The 18,782-nt window shown below is 59.5% G+C and carries 18 protein-coding genes; 2 read left to right on the top strand and 16 right to left on the bottom strand.

Features of this window, described 5'->3' with window-relative positions; genetic code table 11:
* Nucleotides 1-65 precede the first annotated feature (65 nt).
* The 4 genes from hisH to ACFSYH_RS11745 are packed head-to-tail and all read right to left on the bottom strand — an operon-like array spanning nt 66 to nt 2,945.
* A complete protein-coding gene (gene hisH, locus ACFSYH_RS11760) occupies nt 66-704 on the bottom strand; it encodes an imidazole glycerol phosphate synthase subunit HisH (RefSeq protein WP_377467155.1) in 639 nt (212 codons plus the stop codon).
* The gene (locus tag ACFSYH_RS11755) at nt 701-1,177 is read right to left on the bottom strand and encodes a hypothetical protein (RefSeq protein ID WP_377467154.1); all 477 of its coding nucleotides are present in this window, start codon (nt 1,175-1,177) and stop codon (nt 701-703) included. The genes hisH and ACFSYH_RS11755 overlap by 4 nt, the downstream gene beginning before the upstream one ends.
* Nucleotides 1,174-1,788 (bottom strand): imidazoleglycerol-phosphate dehydratase HisB, encoded by a 615-nt coding sequence (gene hisB, locus ACFSYH_RS11750; RefSeq protein WP_377467153.1) that lies wholly within the window; start codon nt 1,786-1,788, stop codon nt 1,174-1,176. The genes ACFSYH_RS11755 and hisB overlap by 4 nt, the downstream gene beginning before the upstream one ends.
* Nucleotides 1,785-2,945: a histidinol-phosphate transaminase gene (locus tag ACFSYH_RS11745; protein WP_377467152.1), complete on the bottom strand. Its 1,161-nt coding sequence runs from the start codon at nt 2,943-2,945 to the stop codon at nt 1,785-1,787. The genes hisB and ACFSYH_RS11745 overlap by 4 nt, the downstream gene beginning before the upstream one ends.
* A gap of 168 nt (nt 2,946-3,113) precedes the next feature.
* Between ACFSYH_RS11745 and ACFSYH_RS11740 the strand changes: the two genes are divergently transcribed.
* The gene (locus tag ACFSYH_RS11740; RefSeq protein ID WP_377467151.1) at nt 3,114-6,002 is read left to right on the top strand and encodes a RecQ family ATP-dependent DNA helicase; all 2,889 of its coding nucleotides are present in this window, start codon (nt 3,114-3,116) and stop codon (nt 6,000-6,002) included.
* Nucleotides 6,003-6,095: 93 nt separating this feature from the next.
* Here the strand turns inward: ACFSYH_RS11740 and ACFSYH_RS11735 are convergent, their stop codons facing one another.
* The 3 genes from ACFSYH_RS11735 to ACFSYH_RS11725 all read right to left on the bottom strand — a co-directional run bounded on the left by ACFSYH_RS11735 (nt 6,096) and on the right by ACFSYH_RS11725 (nt 9,921).
* Nucleotides 6,096-7,136 carry a LacI family DNA-binding transcriptional regulator gene (locus ACFSYH_RS11735; RefSeq protein ID WP_377467150.1) on the bottom strand — a complete coding sequence of 347 codons (1,041 nt, stop codon included), beginning with the start codon at nt 7,134-7,136 and terminating at the stop codon, nt 6,096-6,098.
* A gap of 42 nt (nt 7,137-7,178) precedes the next feature.
* Complete coding sequence (gene hisD, locus ACFSYH_RS11730) at nt 7,179-8,504, bottom strand: histidinol dehydrogenase (RefSeq protein ID WP_377467149.1); 1,326 nt, start codon at nt 8,502-8,504, stop codon at nt 7,179-7,181.
* Nucleotides 8,505-8,697: 193 nt separating this feature from the next.
* Complete coding sequence (locus tag ACFSYH_RS11725; protein ID WP_377467147.1) at nt 8,698-9,921, bottom strand: MFS transporter; 1,224 nt, start codon at nt 9,919-9,921, stop codon at nt 8,698-8,700.
* Nucleotides 9,922-10,038: 117 nt separating this feature from the next.
* On the opposite strand from ACFSYH_RS11725, the gene ACFSYH_RS11720 reads away from it, so the two are divergent.
* Nucleotides 10,039-10,257, top strand: a complete 219-nt coding sequence (locus tag ACFSYH_RS11720) for an RNA-binding S4 domain-containing protein (RefSeq protein ID WP_377467146.1) — start codon at nt 10,039-10,041, stop codon at nt 10,255-10,257.
* 34 nt (nt 10,258-10,291) lie between these two features.
* On the opposite strand, the gene ACFSYH_RS11715 is transcribed toward ACFSYH_RS11720, so the two are convergent.
* The 9 genes from ACFSYH_RS11715 to ACFSYH_RS11675 all read right to left on the bottom strand — a co-directional run bounded on the left by ACFSYH_RS11715 (nt 10,292) and on the right by ACFSYH_RS11675 (nt 18,735).
* Entirely contained in the window at nt 10,292-10,696 is a 405-nt protein-coding gene (locus tag ACFSYH_RS11715; protein ID WP_377467145.1) for a pyridoxamine 5'-phosphate oxidase family protein, read from the bottom strand.
* A 59-nt stretch (nt 10,697-10,755) separates the two neighbouring features.
* Nucleotides 10,756-14,286, bottom strand: coding sequence for a DNA polymerase III subunit alpha (gene dnaE / locus ACFSYH_RS11710; protein ID WP_377467144.1), 3,531 nt, complete (start codon nt 14,284-14,286; stop codon nt 10,756-10,758).
* Between the two features lie 76 nt (nt 14,287-14,362).
* Nucleotides 14,363-14,860 carry a GNAT family N-acetyltransferase gene (locus ACFSYH_RS11705; RefSeq protein ID WP_377467143.1) on the bottom strand — a complete coding sequence of 166 codons (498 nt, stop codon included), beginning with the start codon at nt 14,858-14,860 and terminating at the stop codon, nt 14,363-14,365.
* A gap of 25 nt (nt 14,861-14,885) precedes the next feature.
* A complete protein-coding gene (locus ACFSYH_RS11700; protein WP_377467142.1) occupies nt 14,886-15,836 on the bottom strand; it encodes an RluA family pseudouridine synthase in 951 nt (316 codons plus the stop codon).
* Nucleotides 15,836-16,456 carry a signal peptidase II gene (locus tag ACFSYH_RS11695; protein ID WP_377467141.1) on the bottom strand — a complete coding sequence of 207 codons (621 nt, stop codon included), beginning with the start codon at nt 16,454-16,456 and terminating at the stop codon, nt 15,836-15,838. The genes ACFSYH_RS11700 and ACFSYH_RS11695 overlap by 1 nt, the downstream gene beginning before the upstream one ends.
* 136 nt (nt 16,457-16,592) lie before the next feature.
* Complete coding sequence (locus ACFSYH_RS11690) at nt 16,593-17,054, bottom strand: TraR/DksA family transcriptional regulator (protein WP_377467140.1); 462 nt, start codon at nt 17,052-17,054, stop codon at nt 16,593-16,595.
* Nucleotides 17,055-17,187: 133 nt separating this feature from the next.
* Nucleotides 17,188-17,820, bottom strand: a complete 633-nt coding sequence (locus tag ACFSYH_RS11685; RefSeq protein WP_377467139.1) for a DivIVA domain-containing protein — start codon at nt 17,818-17,820, stop codon at nt 17,188-17,190.
* 130 nt (nt 17,821-17,950) lie between these two features.
* On the bottom strand, nt 17,951-18,247 hold the full coding sequence (locus tag ACFSYH_RS11680; RefSeq protein WP_377467138.1) for a YggT family protein: 297 nt from the start codon (nt 18,245-18,247) through the stop codon (nt 17,951-17,953).
* A gap of 2 nt (nt 18,248-18,249) precedes the next feature.
* Nucleotides 18,250-18,735, bottom strand: coding sequence for a cell division protein SepF (locus ACFSYH_RS11675; protein ID WP_377467137.1), 486 nt, complete (start codon nt 18,733-18,735; stop codon nt 18,250-18,252).
* Between the last annotated feature and the right edge of the window lie 47 nt (nt 18,736-18,782).

Below are 18,782 nucleotides of genomic sequence, written 5' to 3'. Positions count from 1 at the left end.
AGGTTCGAGGGTCTGCGCCAGGCACAGCATGCTCTTTAGGTTCTCTTGCCGGTGTGAGGGCTCTGTTAGAAGGAGTTGATCCAGTTCTTCAGCATCTGGGCACCAGCATCCGCGGACTTCTCTGGGTGGAACTGGGTCGCGCTCAGAGCGCCGTTCTCGACCGCTGCAACGAAACGGGTGGAGTGGGTTGACCAAGTCACCAGTGGTGCCCGCAGAGCCCAGTCTTCCGGGTCGTCTTGCCCAAGAGTGAAGGTCTGCGCGGCATACGAGTGCACGAAGTAGAAACGTTCGTTTTCGAGTCCATCGAACAGCACCGTGTTTTCTGGTGCCTCTATCGTGTTCCAGCCCATGTGCGGCACAACGGGAGCGTCAAGCAGGTCCACGGTACCTGGCCACTGGGCCAGGCCTTCGGTATGCGCGCCATGTTCGTTTCCGGCGTCAAACATGACCTGCATTCCCACGCAGATACCCAGAACTGGACGACCGCCTGCGAGGCGGCGCTCGATGATGCGTGGACCGTTCACGGCCTTCAGCCCGTCCATGACAGCGGAGAAGGCACCCACGCCTGGCACAACGAGTCCATCCGCATTCATCGCTAGGTCGTAGTCAGCGGTCAGGGTGACGGTGGCACCGACATGCTCAAGTGCACGGACTGCGGAGCGGACGTTACCGAATCCGTAGTCAAGGACACAGATATCGGTCACTTCTCCGCCTTAGCCTTGTAGGCCTTCGCAACGGCAGCAAGCGTGCGCATGGCCTTGAACCGGGAGAGCTTGGTCGAGTCAACCGCGCCGTCGACGTCAGCAGGGCTGATGGAGCCGAACAGTACGTTTTCAAGTTCGTGCGGCGCGCCATCAAGAACGATCGCTGGCGAAAGTGGACCTACCTCCTCACCGGCTTCCCACTGCACAGCCTTCATCTGGCCGTCATGAAAGGTGATGAGAATGGCTGGAACCTCTTTGACGAGTGAGGTCAACTGTCGAGCCATGAAGGTCACGTGCGTTGGGTTGTCCGAGTGCGCCACCGCGTACGCACCGATTGGCGATGGAACCGCAGTTGCCTTGATCTTGTACAGGGCGCAGGTCGCGGCAAGTGCCTGCGCCGTTGCCACCTGTGTGAGAAGCACTGAGACCGGTGCCGCCGGGTTTTCCTGGGTTGCGGGGTTTTCTTGGGTCACAGTGCGCCCTTGGTCGATGGGATTCCCTGCACGCGTGGGTCCGGCGCCACCGCGAACCGAAGTGCACGGGCGAGAGCCTTGAACTGAGCCTCCACGATGTGGTGTGGATCGCGGCCTGCGAGCACACGCATGTGGATGCAGATACCTGCGTGGTGGGCGATCGACTCGAGTACGTGACGGGTCAGGGAGCCAGTGAAGTGTCCACCGATAAGGTGGTATTCCTGACCGGCTGGCTCGCCTTCGTGGACACAGTAAGGACGTCCAGACACGTCAACGACAGCCTGTGCCAGTGCTTCATCCAGCGGCACGAGTGCATCGCCGAAGCGACCGATCCCCGCCTTGTTGCCAAGAGCGATACGCAGGCATTCGCCGATGACGATAGCCGTGTCCTCAACCGTGTGGTGGGCATCGATGTGCACGTCACCGGTCGCCTTCACGGTCAGGTCGATGAGTGAGTGCTTGCCAAGAGCGGTGAGCATGTGGTCATAGAACGGCACCGTCGTGGAGATGTCAGTCTTACCGGTTCCATCGAGATTGAGTTCGACGAGCACGGTTGACTCGGATGTCACGCGTTCGATGCGCGCGGTGCGTGGTGCGGCGGTTTCGCTCACAGACCCAACTCCTTGACTAGTGCGTTCTTAAACGCGGTCATCTCTTCCCTGTTCCCCACCGTGACGCGCAGCCAACCTTCGGGGCCGCTCTCCCGGATGAGGACACCCTGGTCCAATAAACCTTGCCATACTGCGTGGCGGTCTTCGAATTTGCCAAAGAACACGAAGTTTGCGTCGGACTGCGCAACGGTCATCGGCTCACCATTCACGGTCAACCCACGCAACCAGGTGACGAGGGCATCGCGTTCGGCACGTAATGCTGCTACCTGAGACAGGAGTTCGTCGCGGTGTTTGAGGGCCGCTCGCGCGACTGCCTGGGTGATACTCGACAAATGATACGGCAGCCGCACGATACGCAGTGTGTCCACGATTTCCCGCGAAGCCGCGAGATATCCGAGGCGCCCACCCGCAAGCGCGAATGCCTTCGACATCGTGCGGGTGACAATCAGGTTCGGGTAGTCGGCGAGGAGTTCGAGCGCGGATGGAGTGCCTTCACGCCGGAACTCAGCGTAGGCCTCGTCCACCACCACAAGCGCTGGTCCACCGTCAATATCGAGGTCACGGGCGATGTCCAGGATTGCGCGCAGTTCGCCCGGTGCGAGTGCGGTTCCGGTGGGATTGTTCGGACTGGTGAGGAAGATGACCGCTGGTGCCAGTTCCGGTAGTTGCGTGGCTGCCGCGTCGAGGTCGATCGTGAAGTCGTCTCTGCGTGCGATCGTGGTCCACTCGGTGAGCGTGTCGCGAGCGTATTCGCTGTACATCGCGTATGCGGGCGTGAATGCGAGTGCCGTGCGTCCAGGGCCTCCGAAGGCTTGGAGGATGTGGAGCATGACCTCGTTTGAACCGTTTGCGGCCCAGATCTGGGCCGGATCGAGCGCCACTGATGACTCTGAACGCAAGAAGTCGGCGAGGTCATGGCGCAGTGCGGTGAAGTCGCGGTCCGGGTAGCGGTTCAGCGTTGTTGCGGCGCTGGCCACGTCAGCCGCGATGGTGGCGATGACCGTGTCGGAGGGGGCGTATGGGTTTTCGTTGGTATTGAGCTGGTAGGGCACATCCAATTGGGGTGCGCCGTAGGGCTGATCGCCGCGAATGCCGTTACGCGCCTGCGGGCTGCGGCCAGTCGTGGCTCGTTCCGCACCGGTTTCTTGGGTTTTCACGGGTCTATTCTAGTGGTGTTTTGTATCGCCGTGTGTGGGCGTCCGCTGTGTGGCACGCTCTCCATGACAGGTCCGGTGTGGGGCATTGTCCCCAGATCACACAATGTGTAGTCGACCTCGCATGTGGATATGCGAGGACGTGACAGTTCAAACACATAGGCTTGAGGTATGAGTGGCATTGAAGAAACCGAATCGCAGTCGCAGCATGGGGACCAGCCTGTTTTGGGTCCGGTTGCGGCCAAGGGACCCAAGCGTTTTGGCGTGATGCCAGATTTGTCGAAGATCCCGGCTGGTGCCCGTGAGCGACTCGCGAGACTCGCGGGAGATGTTCCCGAATGGGGTGTTTCCAACGTCGATGCTCGCGTACTTGCCGAGTCCGCAAACCCAGAGGCGGATCTGGATATTGGCCCGTTGGGTTCCTCGCAGCCGGTTCCGCCGCTTTCTCCACCGTTGCCACAGGACGAAGAGTCGTCTAGGTCGCCTGAGGAACTCGATGACGATGACTTCGATGTCGAGGGGCTTGCAGCCGACGACACCCCACTCGATCTTGGTTCAGGTGGTTCGCTCATCGAGTCTGCGGGGTCGGCGTCGGAGCCTGCGATTGCCGACGACCCCCCGGAAGTGCCCAACCGCCAGTTGTCGGCTGCGTCGGTTGTGCCGCAGCTTTCCGACGAGTCTTCACATTCGTCTGACACGCCGCTTCCAGCGCCGTCGGTCGGGTCGGCACCTTCCAGCACCAACCCCACATGGAACGATGATGTTCCATTACCGGAGGAGCCCGACTTTTACGCAGATGAACCGTCGTACTTCGATGAACCCTACCCGGACGCTCAGCCATCGCGCGGCGAAACGCGGGCGGCACCCAACTCGTCGCCAATAGGCGGGTTCCCCGAACCCGCGATCGCAAGCCTCTCAGCGAGCGCCGACGAGGTGCGCATGCAGGCCGAGGCACACCTGGTCAAACTGGTGGGACGCGCCGATGCAAAACTCCGCGAGGACCAGTGGCTCGCGATCAAGGCACTCGTGATGGATCATTCACGCGCACTCGTTGTGCAGCGTACTGGGTGGGGTAAGTCTGCCGTATATTTTGTGGCAACCGCACTACTTCGCTCCCAGGGACACGGACCGACGGTCATCATCTCTCCGCTGCTGGCGCTCATGCGTGACCAGATCTCTGCCGCCGAGCGCGCCGGAATTCGCGCGGTCACCATCAACTCTGCGAACGTGACGCAGTGGGATGAGATTCAGGGACAGATTCGCAGCGGCGAGGTGGACGTTCTGCTGTGTTCCCCCGAGCGGCTCAACAACCCGGATTTCCGGGATCAGGTACTGCCACGGCTGGCGCATGATGCGGGCCTCGTGGTGGTTGATGAGGCACACTGCATTTCGGACTGGGGACACGACTTCCGCCCCGACTACCGTCGCATTCGCACGCTGCTTGCGGAACTACGTCCGGGAATTCCGGTGCTTGCGACAACCGCCACGGCCAACGAGCGTGTGTCACTGGATATTGCCGAGCAGTTGTCCACCTCGGGTGGCTCACTCACGGATGTCACGGTGCTACGAGGCGGGCTTGACCGCGAATCCCTGCATCTTGCCGTGATATCGCTGCCCGATACCACGCAACGTGTCGCGTGGATTGTCGATGCGCTGAATCACTTGTCTGGCTCAGGCATCGTGTACTGCATGACCGTATCCGCGGCGCATGAGGTCACTGAACAGCTCAGGTCCGCCGGCCTCGATGTCGCCGCCTACACCGGGCGCACCGATCCCGATGAACGTGCGGTACTCGAGCAACAGTTGAAGGACAATGAGGTCAAAGCGCTCATTGCGACCTCGGCACTCGGCATGGGCTTCGATAAACCCGATCTCACATTCGTCATCCACCTCGGTGCACCAAGCTCACCCATCGCCTACTACCAGCAGGTTGGTCGTGCGGGGCGTGGAGTTGCACGGGCATCCGCCGTCCTACTGCCCGGAAGCGAGGACCGGGCGATCTGGGACTATTTCGGTTCCCTCGCTTTCCCCTCCGAACAGCAGGTACGTGAGGTCATCTCGCTGCTCGAGGCAGCGCAGACTCACGGACACGGGCCGATCAGCATTCCGCAACTGGAATCACGAGTCGATCTGAAGCGCTCACGCCTCGAAATGATGCTCAAGGTGCTGGACGTCGACGGCGCTGTCAAACGGGTCAAGGGCGGCTGGGTCGCGACAAGGCAACAGTGGACCTACGACGGCGAACGCTATCGCCGGGTTGAGGCTGCCAGAGTCGCCGAGCAAAACGCCATGCTGCAGTACGCATCAACCGGACAGTGCCGCGTTGCATTCTTGCGTTCCTGTCTCGACGATCCAGACTTGCGCGCCGATTTTAGGTGTGGACGCTGCGACAACTGCGGCGGCATCGCGCTTCCCGCGCAGGTCAGCGAGGCGTCTCTCGCCACCACCACGGCAGCAGCCGCGACTCCGGGAATCGAGATTACGCCCCGCAAGATGTGGCCCACCAACATGGCTGCCCTCGGCGTTCAACTTGCGGGAAGGCTCAGCCCCGACGAACTAGCTGAGGAAGGCCGCGCAATAGCCCGTATCGATGGACTTGGCTGGTCCAATGACCTGCGTGATCTGTTGAGTCCACGCACGCCAGATGGTGAAACCCCGATACGGTTGCGTACGGCTGCCGCTCAGGTTTTGGCTTCCTGGCCAGAGCTTGGAAACTGCGAGGGTGTTGTCAGCGTTCGATCCCTGACCCGACCTCAACTCGTGGAACATCTTGCCTCAGGACTCGCCTCCTACCTGAAACTGCCCTACATCGGCTCGATCGGGCCAGTACAAGGGCAGGAACCCGACCGCCACGACGTGAACTCCGCGATGCGCCTGGCATCGGTTGCGGGCAGGCTTGACCTTGAACTCTCTCCCGCAGCACGCGCAGGGCTTCCGGGTAGATCCGTTCTGTTGATTGACGACTACACCGATTCCGGGTGGACCCTCACCGTTGCCGCACGTCTGCTGCGCCAGGCGGGTGCCGCACAGGTCTACCCGTTTGTGCTTGCGCAATACTAGACCGAACTTCCGGCGATTGCCGGCCCCTCACAAAATGCATGGATACCCACCGTTGCAGGTTGGCCAACATGAAACGTAAGGGTGGTTCGAGTATCAGCGCGACGGCCTTCCCGTTGACTCTCGCACATACAGTTCGCCGGCGAACACCTGGTGCGTGACGGCTACCTCGTCACCCTCGATCAGCGCAAGCGCATGCGTCGCCGCAGCGCGACCAAGATCAATAGACGGCAACTCGACTGACGTCAGAGCCGGGGACGAGATCGAGGAGTAGCTCAGATTGTCAAAAGAGGCGACGGACAGATCCTCGGGGATCCGCAAACCCAGTTCACGTGCTCCCTTGATCACCCCATAGGCTTGGATGTCGGTAGCACAGATGACACAGGTGACGCCCTCCGCATCCCACTGCGGCCAGGCAGTTAGGAACGCCTGGCAGGCCGCATCGACCTCGACAACCGATTGCACGTCAGTTGGACTCGGCTCACGCCCACCAGACGCAATGAGCTCACCCATGAGAGCTTCGCGGCGAAGCGTGAACGTCCGAGAACCGGTCACCGAGTCGAGATAACCGAAGGAACGGTGACCCAGTTCCATCAGGTGATTACGCAGCAGATGCGCACTCGAGTCAATACCTATGTTGATGGTTGGCGCGACATGTTCCATCCCCGGTGCGTCAATGAGCACCATTGGCGCATGGCCACGAACATCGAGCACGAAGGACTCGTTCGGGGCGAAGATGAGCAGCGCTGACGGCCGGAACTCCAGCGACGCTTTGATCTCCTGCGCGCGAGGTAGTTCTCCCCCATCAGTGACTGACAACAGCAACTGATAGCGATCCGCCAAGACCTCTTTGATACCCGCGATAACACCGGCAAAGTACGGGTTGGAAATATCTGGGGCGATCAGGATGATGAGGTCGCTCGAACCCTTTGATAGCGAACTAGCCACACGGTCAACCACGTAACCGAGTTCCGCGATGGATTCGCGCACCTTGGCCACATTGGCCGGAGACACCCGACCGCGGAACTTGTCGTTGACGACCAGGGAAACCGTGGCCACGGAAACTCCCGCGTGCTTCGCAACCATCGTTGCGGTAACGCGAGTTCCGGGCTTGTGTCGAACGTATTCAGGATTCATAGGTGTGTGCTCGATCTGTGTGCTGGCCGATGTTTCAAAGCTTCAGTCGGTGAACCGGGCTGCAACCGCTTCACCGTGAGCCGGTAGGTCTTCGGCATTCGACAAAGCGATAATTCGGGACGACAACTCGTGTAGTGCGTCCTTGGAGTATTCAATCACTTGAACTGCCTTTACGAAGGAGTGCACGCCGAGACCCGACGCAAAAGCCGCACATCCTCCCGTGGGCAGAACGTGGTTTGAGCCTGCCATATAGTCGCCAAGTGACACCGGCGAATATGGTCCAACAAAGATGGCACCCGCATTGGAGACACGGTTGGCCCAATCACCCGCATCCTCGGTCTGGATCTCAAGGTGTTCCGCACCATAGGCGTCCACCACCTGCAAACCCTGTTCAAGATCATCAACGAGCACGATGGCCGATTGTGGGCCGCTCAAGGCCACGGCGACACGCTCCGAGTGCTTGGTCTTACCGTAAACCTCCGTGACCCGCTGCGCCACGGCTTGTGCAAGTTCAACACTCGGGGTCACCAATACCGAACCAGCATTTGGATCGTGCTCAGCCTGACTGATCAGATCCGCAACGACGTGATCTACCTGAGCCGTGTCATCGGCGAGGATCGCAATCTCAGTTGGACCTGCCTCCGCGTCGATACCGACAACACCTTGAACGAGTCTCTTTGCCGCTGCCACAAACACGTTTCCGGGACCCGTGATGACGTTGACAGGTTCGCACAGCCACTCCCCATCTTGGGGTTCGGATCCGCGTGCACCGTATGCGAGCATCGCGATCGCCTGTGCACCACCAACCGCGTACACCTCATCCACCCCAAGCAACTTGCAGGCAGCGAGAATCGTGGGGTGTGGCAGTCCACCATTCTCCTTCTGCGGCGGAGTGGTCACGGCAAGTTGGGGAACCCCGGCCTCCTGTGCCGCCACCACGTTCATGACAACCGATGACGGGTAAACGGCCAAGCCGCCTGGAACATACAGACCAACACGCTGCACCGGAACCCAGCGTTGGCGCACAACGGCACCGTCCGCCAGTTCAACCGAGAAGTCCTGCGGACGCTGCGCCGCGTGCACGGTTCGTACCCGAACGATGGCTTCCTCAAGCGCAGAGCGCACCAGCGGGTCCAGAGTCTCGAGCGCCTCGTCAAAAGCCTGAGCAGGAACCCGCAGGTGTGTGGGGGTGACACCATCGAACTTCGCGGAGAGTTCACGCAAATGTGCGGCGCCGTGCTCGCGCACACCATCAATGATCGGGGCGACCAATGTCGCGGCATCGTCAACGCTAACGTCAGCGCGCGGAAGAGCCTCGATCAGCTCTCGTGCAGACAGATTCTTTCCACGAAGATCTAGTTGTTTCATCACGGTTATAGTGTATGACCCAATCCACACGAAACGGTCATTCGTTTTACCCGTCAAGACAGGTAACCCATTCCCAAAACCAGTAAAAAGAGCAGATCACGCCGAAAAATAACTCATCCACGCTGTCACGCAAGCCACAGGTTTCCTGCGGGAAGCGTCGCCAATCAGCAACTTTTGCCGCCCGAGCGGAAAACTACCGCTGCTCGGCGCGGGTAAGCACAACGTTCCACAGTGCCGCACCCAACAGCACCGCGAGCGCAATACAGGGTGCCCACAACACCGGAGCCGTCCCGAACTCATCCACGGCACGCCCCATCGCGGCGGTCAATAGCGACTGTCCCACCACAACCGCACTTGAGAGCGCAGTCATGACCGTTGCAGAGCGCCCATCGGGCGCCCGCTGGGACCCTAGCGAGAAAATCGTGACCAGAACCGGACCAAGCCCCACCCCGATAACAATCAGGACGACACTGATCTGCCAGATCTCGGACACAAACGGGACCATGAGCGAAGCAAGGAACGCAAGCACGGCAAAGGACGTGAGGCGCGCCGCGAGGGTAAAACCTGCCGGGAAAAGTACCACCGCGAGCGCGAACACAGCAGATCCCAGCCCCATTGCGGCGTAGACGACTCCCGTGGACTGCGCAAATCCCCGATCATCCATGAATGATGTCAACGAGGTGTACATCGAGCCAAAGAACGAACCGGTTGCGAACATCGCAACGATCAGCACGATGATGCGCGGGGTGAGCACCCTCTCCCGCTCGCCTATGGCCTTGTCCTTTGCCCTTTGCGGTGCGACGACACTCGCCGTGTGGTGTAGGGCGAAGCTCGTCACGCATACGGCCGTGATCCCTGCGGCCACGATGAGCGGCGCCCACGCCCCAACCGTTGGCGCAAGCAGACCAACCGCGACGGGACCGAACACAAACACCAGTTCGTCGGCCATCGACTCAACGGACATCGCCCGGCCAAGCGTACGCAGCCGTGTCTGCGAAGGCAGTCTGTCGTTGATGATGGTCATCAGCCGGGCTCGAGACATCGCTGCCAACTGCGGCGCACTCGCCCCGATCACGAATGCGAGCGCAACCAACGTCGCGATGTGAGTTTGCCGGTAGGTCGCAAACGTGAGTACGACAAGCGCGAGGGAATGCACACCCGTGGACGCGAGCAGAACGATTCGCTGGCCAAATCTGTCCGCAGCAATCCCAAGCAGCGGCCCGCACAGTGCCGTGCCAACACCGACTGTCGCTGAGGTGAGGCCCGCATACGTGTACGATCCCGTCACTGTGACAACAAGCGTGAACACGCCGACGACGGTCATCGCGAAGGGTAGTCGTCCCAGCATCGCCAGTGGATAGAAGGACCGACCCACGACCCCAAGTAAAGTCTGTGGCCTGTTGGTGGCCGATGTCACTGGGGCGCTCACCTTATGTCATCTCCGATCAGATCTGCGCTCTCACGTTGATATCCCCACGCGCACTGCGCGTTCCCGGCACGCGTGAGGGCACGCGGACATGAGAAGATTAGCCACGTGAATACAGTAGTCATTCGAGACGACATGATCCGTCTCGGTCAGTTCCTCAAACTCGCAGACCTCGTGGAAAACGGTGCCGAGGCCCGTGAACTCATCGCCGAAGGCGAGGTGTCGGTCAACGGGGAGGTCGAAACCCGACGTGGACGCCAACTCGCCAAAGGCGACACGGTAACCCTATCGACTCCGAGCGGCGAATACGCGGTCACTGTCGGCTGATTCGCGCAACTGATTCGTCACACAACTCAGGCAATCAGCCACGGGACATGTAGGCCGAACTCATCACCCTGTCCACAGCGAGTTCAAGCACGATTCGCTCCGGGTTCTCTTCGAGTTCGCGATACCGCACGGCGTAACGGCGCTCCGCGTCACGCACCGATTCCCCATCGTCAAGCACACGCAACTCGCCCTCAAGCGTGATCCAGCGTCCCCCCTCAACCTGGCAGATGGAACCACGGGCTGGAGTATCCCCGTGGCCGCGGGCATTCCTTGCCTTCACCGATGATCGATTAGTGGTCACACGTGCCACTCCCCGCTCATGATCCCAGGTAAATGCAACCGGTACGACGTGCACCGTGCCGTTTGCGCGCAGGGTGCTCAAGGTTGCAAGGTGACGTTCGGTGACGAACACACGCTGTTCGGGCGTGAGATGAATCAAGAGGTTCTCCGCTGGAAATGTTGATCGGTTGGCTTTATGAGTCGGCGCGTGGGCTGGGTTTAGACCAGGCAGTTCGCGCCAAGCAGTGCTTTGAGGTCCCCATAGAGTGCTGGGCCCTTTTCCACTCGGAACCGTTCATCGCAACGCAACAGCGTAGCCCGTCCTGGGCTCGTGATCTTGAGATGCACCTCAGCCTTCCCCGGGTGATTGCGGAGTGTGAACTGGAGTTTCTCCATGATCGGTTCGATGCAGCGGGCCGCCGGCAACGTCACCAGAAGTGCCGATTCCTCACTGATCGTCAGATCCGGCAACGTCACCTCCATCGCCTGAAGCTGCATCTGATCGTCACGGCGCCGCACGCGTCCCTTGCAGACCACCACCTGGTCCTCTGCCAGCATGGCCGAATAGGCAAGGTAGGTCTCTCCGAAGAACATCACCTCAACGGAACCCGCCAGGTCCTCAATCGTTACGGCCGCCCACGGATTGCCCTGCTTGGACATCTTGCGCTGCAGGCTCGTGACCAGTCCAGCAACTGTCACAACAGAGCCATCCGCACGAGTCTCATCTGAGTTGAGCGTTGCGATTGACACGTCCGCGCTTGCTTGGAGCAGCGTTTCAAGGCCGCTGAGTGGGTGGTCGGACACGTACAGGCCCAGCATCTCACGTTCAAACGCAAGGCGCTGCTTCTTGTCCCAGTCCGCCAGATCCGGGATATCGATCGAGAACGACATCGACTCGTCCTCGCCACCGAAATCAGCGAACAGGTCAAATTGCCCTTCCGCTTCCTTCCGTTTCACACCGATCACCGAGTCAACGGCTTGTTCGTGGATCAGGTGCAGGCCCTTGCGCGGATGTCCAAGCGAATCGAATGCCCCGGCCTTCACCAAGGATTCGATGGTTCGCTTGTTGCAGACCGGCGCTGGGACCTTGTCCAGGAAATCTGTGAAGGAGGCGTAGTCCCCCTTCTCCTCGCGGGTAGTCACAATGCCGTCAACAACGTTGGCGCCAACGTTACGCACAGCGGTCAAACCAAAACGGATGTCCTTGTCAACAGCGGTGAAGTTTGCCGCTGAAGAGTTCACGTCTGGTGGAAGCACCTTGATACCCATGTGACGACACTCGTTCAGGTAGAGCGCCGACTTATCCTTGTCGTCCTTCACCGAGGTCAGCAGGGCTGCCATGTACTCGGCGGGATAGTGAGCTTTGAGGTATGCAGTCCAGTAGGACACCAGACCGTACGCCGCTGAGTGGGCCTTGTTGAACGCATAGCCCGCGAATGGGACCAGGACGTCCCACACCGCTTGAATCGCCTCGTCTGAGTAACCGTTCTTACGGCAGCCCTCGCGGAACGGAACGAACTCCTTGTCCAGGATCTCTTTCTTCTTCTTACCCATTGCACGACGCAACAGGTCTGCTTGGCCAAGCGAGTACCCCGCCAGGATCTGTGCGGCCTTTTGCACCTGCTCCTGATAGACGATCAATCCGTACGTGGTGTCCAGAACCTCTGCGAGTGGTTCCTCCAACTCCCGGTGAATCGGCTCAACCTTCTGGAGGCCGTTCTTACGCAGCGCATAGTTCGTGTGCGAGTTCATGCCCATCGGGCCTGGACGATACAGTGCGATCACAGCGGAGATGTCTTCGAAGTTGTCCGGGCGCATCTGCCTCAGCAGCGCTCGCATCGGACCACCATCAAGCTGGAACACGCCGAGCGTGTCGCCGCGCGCCAGCAGTTTGTAGGTCTCCTCATCGTCAAACGTAAGGTCCTCGAGTACCACGGGTTCCTTGCCGTTCATCACGATGTTCTCAAGGGCATCTGACAGGATGGTCAGGTTACGCAGCCCAAGGAAGTCCATCTTGATCAGTCCGAGGCCCTCGCAGGTCGGGTAGTCGAACTGCGTGATGACCGCACCGTCCTGTGGACGACGCATGATCGGAATGATGTCGATGAGCGGATCGCTCGACATGATGACACCGGCTGCGTGCACGCCCCACTGACGCTTCAGGCCTTCGATACCGAGGGCAAGCTCGACAACTCGTTGAGCATCTGGGTCAGCATCGTGCACAGTCCGGAATTCCGCGGCCTCGGCATAACGAGGGTGCTTTGAGTCAAAGATGCCGGAGAGCGGAATGTCTTTGCCCATGACAGCCGGTGGCATCGACTTGGTGAGTTTCTCACCCATTGCATACGGCATGCCCAGCAGGCGTGAAGAGTCCTTGAGCGCCTGCTTGGCCTTGATCGTTCCATAGGTGACGATCTGGGCGACACGGTCCTCGCCGTATTTCTCGGTCACGTACTTGATGACTTCCGAGCGCCGGCGCTCGTCAAAGTCGACGTCGAAGTCCGGCATGGAGATACGCTCGGGGTTCAAGAAGCGCTCGAAGATGAGACCGTGTTCGAGTGGGTCCAGTTCCGTGATGCCCATCGCGTATGCAACCATCGACCCCGCACCGGAACCACGCCCTGGACCAACGCGAATTCCGTGGTCCTTTGCCCAGTTGATGAAGTCCGCGACCACGAGGAAGTAACCGGGGAAACCCATCTGGTTGATGACGTCGACCTCGTATTCGGCCTGCTTGCGCACGTGGTCCGGAACACCGCCTGGATAACGTTTATGCAGGCCGGTCTCCACCTCCTTGACGAACCATGATGTCTCGTCCTCGCCCTGCGGAACCGGGAAGTGCGGCATGTAGTTCGCGCTCGTGTTGAACGATACATCGCACTGCTCCGCAACGAGAAGGGTACTGTCGCAGGCTTCTGGGAAGTCACGCCACAGGTCGCGCATCTCGGCCGCTGACTTGATGTAGTACCCATCGCCGTCGAACTTGAAGCGATCCGGGTCCAACAGCGTGGAACCAGAGTTGATACACAACAGTGCTTCCTGCGAGCCGGAGTCCTCCCGGTGAACGTAGTGTGAGTCGTTGGTGGCAAGCAGCCGCGCATTGATCTTCTTCGCAACCTCAAGCAGTTCAGTGCGCACCCGGTTCTCGATGTCCAGGCCATGATCCATGAGTTCAACGAAGAAGTGGTCCTTGCCGAAAATCTCCTGGAACTCTCCCGCCGCTTTGACCGCCTCGTCGAACTGTCCGAGACGCAGACGAGTTTGGACCTCACCAGACGGGCAGCCGGTGGTCGCGATCAGTCCCTTGCCGTAGGTCTGGAGCAGGTCACGGTCCATACGCGGCCACTTACCCATCTGGCCTTCGAGCGAGGCGAGAGAGGACATCCGGAACAGATTGTGCATTCCTTCGTTGTTGCGCGCCCACATGGTCATGTGCGTGTAGGCACCACGAGCCGAAACGTCATCGCTGCGCTGCGATGGGTCGCCCCAGAGCTGTCGGGTGGAGTCAAATCTACTGGTTCCGGGAGTCAGATATGCTTCGACGCCAATGATCGGCTTAATCCCGGCAGATCGCGCCTTATCCCAGAACTCGAAAGCCCCGAAAATATAGCCGTGGTCGGTGGTCGCAATTGCTTTTTGCCCAAGACGCGCTGTCTCTTTGAACAGATCGTCCAGGCGCGCTGCGCCATCGAGCATCGAGTATTCGGTGTGGACGTGAAGGTGAACGAAATCGCTGTTTGCACCAGACATGTCTGCAAGTCTAGTCCTTTTGGCGCGTCCGTCTAACCCCGTACACGGGGTTAACTCCCGTTGGGAAAATCACGTGTCATCTTGGCTGCGGTGCGAGCTTCTTCTTCATGTCGATGTGCCGGATTCCGGCATCTAGGTACTCGTGATCGCCTGACTGCTCGTAACCAAGCGTGCGGTAGAAACCGGATGCCTGGATTTGCGCGGACAGTTCGATCTCGGCCGGACCGTCCGTCTCCTGGGCAGCGATGTCTTCAAGTGCTCTCATGAGCGCCGCACCAATCTGTCGTCCGCGAGCCTCTTTACGCACTGCAACTCGGCCGATGTGAAAGTGACCGGGACGCTCTGCATTCGGCAGAAGCCGCGCCGTGCCGAGTGCCTTTCCCGTGGCCACGTCCAGCGCAAGCACATGCGTTGTGGTCGGGTCGGTGTCGAGTGCGTCGATTTCCTCGTCAGGCGGCACCTGCTGCTCATGCACGAACACCTCAAGGCGGACGTCGTAGGCCGCCTGGAGTTGTACCTCGTTTTCGATTCTCTCCACCCGTACACCACCTGCGGTGACTGTGTCTTGAGTCATGAGTGCCATCCCCCCTTGTGATGAGTCAGCGAGTGCTCGATGAGTACGGGTCGCGCAAGATGTCCAATGCTGCAGCCAGGTCCTGTGGGTATTCGCTCTCCACTTCGATCCACGTACCCTTCGAAGGGTGCGTGAAACCAAGACGTACTGCATGGAGCCACTGCCGGTTCAACCCAACCCGTTCGGTGAGTTTCGGATCGGAACCATACATGGTGTCGCCCACGCACGGATGCCGCATGGCGGAGAAGTGGACGCGAATCTGGTGGGTACGGCCGGTCTCGAGGTGAACCTCCACAAGTGAAGCGGAGGGAAGCATCTCAAGCACCTCATAGTGGGTGATAGAGCGCTTGCCGTCTGGTCGTACTGTGAACTTGAACTCTGCCTTGGAATGTCGACCGATCGGCGCGTCGATGGTGCCCCTCGTGGGCTCGGGATGCCCCTGCACCAACGTGTGATAGACCTTCTCGACCGTGCGGTCACGAAAGGCACGCTTGAGGACCGTGTATGCATGTTCGGACTTGGCCACGACCATGAGCCCTGAAGTGCCTGCGTCGAGCCGGTGCACGATTCCCTGGCGTTCCGCTGCTCCTGAGGTTGAGATTCGGTACCCTGCTGCGGCCAGTGCTCCCACAACCGTGGGTCCGCTCCATCCCACTGCTGGGTGTGCTGCGACTCCCACTGGTTTATCGATGACAACGACATCGTCATCGTCGTACACGATCTCCATGCCCTCAACGGCTTCTGGCTTGACCTCCAAGCCACGCGACTGGTTTGGGTCTGGAAGGGTTACCTCGACCATTGCGTCAGGTGTGAGTCGATCGCTTTTGGATACCTGGCGTCCGTTGACGTACACATCGCCAGCATCGGCGATCTGCGCTGCGATCGTTCGCGATATTCCGAGCACCCGTGCAAGCCCAGCATCAACGCGTTCTCCCACAACGCCATCTGGAACTGGGAAAGTACGTGTCTGCCCCATCACTGAGCCGTGCTTTCCCCAGACCCCTGCGAGGCATCGTCCGGGTCGGTGTCCTCAGCCTCAACTGCGTCCGCTGTCGATTCCGTTGCCGCTGGGGCAGTGTCCGCGGCGATGTGCTTTTCGACGAGCGGGGAGCGTCCCAGCAGCGACATCAGGATGATCAGCCCGGCTGCGGCGACGATCGCGATGTCTGCCACATTTCCGACAAAGGGGCCATAGTCGATGAAATCGACAACGTGACCTTTGGGGAATCCTGGCGCGCGAAAGAGACGGTCCGTGAGGTTGCCCGCCGTACCGCCCAGCAGCAGAGCAGCGGTGACCACCCAACCCCTTGATGTCAGACGAGGCGCTACCCATACAAGCGCCACGACAACTGCCGCGCTGACGATGGTCAACAGCGTCGTCGCTGAGGTTCCCAGGGACAACGCGGCGCCAGGGTTATAGATGAGGCGCAGTTGGATGAGCGTACCGATCAAGGGCCGTGCAGGTTCTGACACCGACAAAGCGGATTCTGCCCATATCTTTGTCAGTTGGTCGCTTACGAAAACCACCAGTGCTACAGGAACCAAAACGGTGAAGGCTGCTTTGCCACCTATGGGACTTGGCGTGGTCTTCGTCATTGGTGTGATGTCTCCTCGTGTACGCGGCAGAATGTGGCTCCCGCACACGGCATGGAGCACAGAGAAAAGTCTCCCACGTCGTCCCCGGTAATAAGAAACCGCAACCGCCGTGAGAGACCTATCTCATGCAATAAGATTACCGACGTTCTTCCTTCTGCTTGCACTCCACACACAGCGTTGCGCGTGGGAAGGCCTCTTGGCGCGCCTTGGCAATGGGCTGCGAACATGATTCGCAACGTCCAAAGGTTCCCGCTGACACGCGTGCGAGGGCGCGCTTGTTTTGTTCGAGCAGATCGCGGGTGTTGTTGAGGAACGTGAGTTCCTGTTCACGTTCAAGTGCCGAGGAACCGTAGTCGGCCTGGTCGTCCCCAGAGCCGTCCCCAGAGTTACGCAACAACTCGGAGAGTTCCGCATCCGCTGCCGCCAGTTCGGCTTCGAGTCGGGTCTGTTCTTCAAGAAGCGCCGAGACGATCTCAACGACCTCATCAACGGTCCATGGTTCTTCGCCTTCACGGACCGGGAACTGAGCAATGTTCTGCTCAAGGTCAGGGAACAACTCTTCGATTCCGGAGTGCTCCTTCGCACCGGTGTTCGCCATGGCAGCACCTACTTTCAACGATTGAATAGCCGACTATAAACACAAGAACCGGCAAAGTCTCTCACCTAGCGCATTGAGCGCAGGGTGAAAAATCTTGCCGGTTCTCGTAAAAGGATGTTACGACCGGGTATTTTCAGATACCCGAGTTGTCCGGACCCAGTCCGCTCGAACGCTGGTCGAGGTCACCCAGAAGGTTCTGCAGGTAGCTCTTCAGACGCAGACGGTAGTCGCGCTCGAAGGTACGCAGCTCGTCAATCTTCGACTCGAGAACGGTGCGTTCCTGCTCAAGTTGGGTGAGCGTACGCTGCGACAGCTCCTGTGCTTCGCGCACAATGCGGTCACCCTCGACGCGTGCCTCTGCAACGAGGCGCTCGCCTTCCTCCTGACCGGCACGGACGTGGTCATCGTGAAGTTTCTGTGCCATCTGGATGATGCCAGTGGCCATCTCTGGCTCACGTGGAGTCACAGCAGGCGCTGGGGCAATCTCAGGCTCAGGCTCGGCGACGACCTCAGGGGCGGGTGCGGCGATCTCTTCAACGACTGGAGCTTCTGCTGGCGCTTCCGCCGCGGCGCGGCTCAACTCAGCGACGCGACTTTCAGCAGCGGCGAGCTTCTCCTTGAGTTCATCGTTCTCAAGGTAGACCGCACGAAGGGTACCCAAAACGAGGTCGAGGAAGTCATCGACCTCGACCATGTCGTAACCTTCACGGAACTTGGTTACCTGGAATTTCTTGTTAAGGACTTCGTCTGGTGTCAGAAGTTCCACCGTAGTCTCCATCTCAATGTTGCTGGTCGGTCCGCCGAATTCGGCCTTCCGGTTTCAGATTTGTGTCCATGATACAAGTCGGACAAGGGTTATCCGCACCGAAAGTACAGTACGGCTAGCTTCCGTTACCCTATGCTATGGCGGCGAGGCCTGCAAAGAGACTTTGCAGAATACCCACCCCAAGCAACAGGATCATGAAGCCTATATCGAGCATGATATTCCCGATTCGAAGCGGTGGTATCAGTTTCGACAGGAACTTTAGTGGCGGATCAGTGAGGGTGTAAATTACCTCGGCAATCACCAACACTGCCCCGGTTGGACGCCATTGAGGTGCGAATACTCGCACCCAACTGAAAACAAGGCGGCCGATCAACACAAGCATGTAAAGGAAACATACAAGTGCAAGTAAGGTCCAGACCAATGACACGATCAGCTCTGGTTGTAAAAGCTCTGGTGGCTAGACGAAGGACCTGAATCGTTAGATTCCCCCGTGATCTCCACATTTGCCGGGGACAGCAGGAAGACCTTGTTGGTCACGCGCTCAATATTGCCGCACAGACCGAAGATCAACCCCGCAGAGAAATCGACGAGACGTTTCGCATCTGCGTCGTCCATGTCAGAGAGGTTCATGATGACTGGAGTTCCGGAGCGGAAAGCCTCACCGATCACGCGTGCGTCGTTGTACGAGCGTGGGTGAACCGTGGTGATGCGGCGCAGCTCCGTGTCCACAAACGGTGTCGGCTCCTGGTGCGATGCGGCGCGTGAAATGGGCGTTACTTGCGCTTCGTAGGGTTCCACTTCGTCCTCGATTACTTCGTCATAGTCGGAGTAGTCCTCGTACGCCTGTCCCTCGTAATTGCTGTCTTCCTCAGCAATACCAAGGTATTTCATGGTCCTGCGCAGGGCTCCTGCCATAACGCGCCTCCGCTTTCGTATCGTTCCAGTCATTGTGGCTGTAGCAA

This window comes from Populibacterium corticicola, assembly GCF_042683685.1.
In the GTDB taxonomy this organism is placed as follows: domain Bacteria; phylum Actinomycetota; class Actinomycetes; order Actinomycetales; family Cellulomonadaceae; genus Timonella; species Timonella corticicola.
The sequence above is the reverse complement of the archived record's forward strand: the minus strand, read 5'-3'. Positions and strand labels throughout refer to the sequence as shown.

Bases quoted from the DNA above. Each gene is read 5' to 3' on its own strand.
- ACFSYH_RS11740 (WP_377467151.1), top strand. From the start codon at position 3,114: ATGAGTGGCATTGAAGAAACCGAATCGCAGTCGCAGCATGGGGACCAG.
- ACFSYH_RS11735 (WP_377467150.1), bottom strand. From the start codon at position 7,136: ATGAATCCTGAATACGTTCGACACAAGCCCGGAACTCGCGTTACCGCA.
- hisD (WP_377467149.1), bottom strand. From the start codon at position 8,504: ATGAAACAACTAGATCTTCGTGGAAAGAATCTGTCTGCACGAGAGCTG.
- dnaE (WP_377467144.1), bottom strand. From the start codon at position 14,286: ATGTCTGGTGCAAACAGCGATTTCGTTCACCTTCACGTCCACACCGAA.
- ACFSYH_RS11705 (WP_377467143.1), bottom strand. From the start codon at position 14,860: ATGACTCAAGACACAGTCACCGCAGGTGGTGTACGGGTGGAGAGAATC.
- ACFSYH_RS11700 (WP_377467142.1), bottom strand. From the start codon at position 15,836: ATGGGGCAGACACGTACTTTCCCAGTTCCAGATGGCGTTGTGGGAGAA.
- ACFSYH_RS11695 (WP_377467141.1), bottom strand. From the start codon at position 16,456: ATGACGAAGACCACGCCAAGTCCCATAGGTGGCAAAGCAGCCTTCACC.
- ACFSYH_RS11690 (WP_377467140.1), bottom strand. From the start codon at position 17,054: ATGGCGAACACCGGTGCGAAGGAGCACTCCGGAATCGAAGAGTTGTTC.
- ACFSYH_RS11675 (WP_377467137.1), bottom strand. From the start codon at position 18,735: ATGGCAGGAGCCCTGCGCAGGACCATGAAATACCTTGGTATTGCTGAG.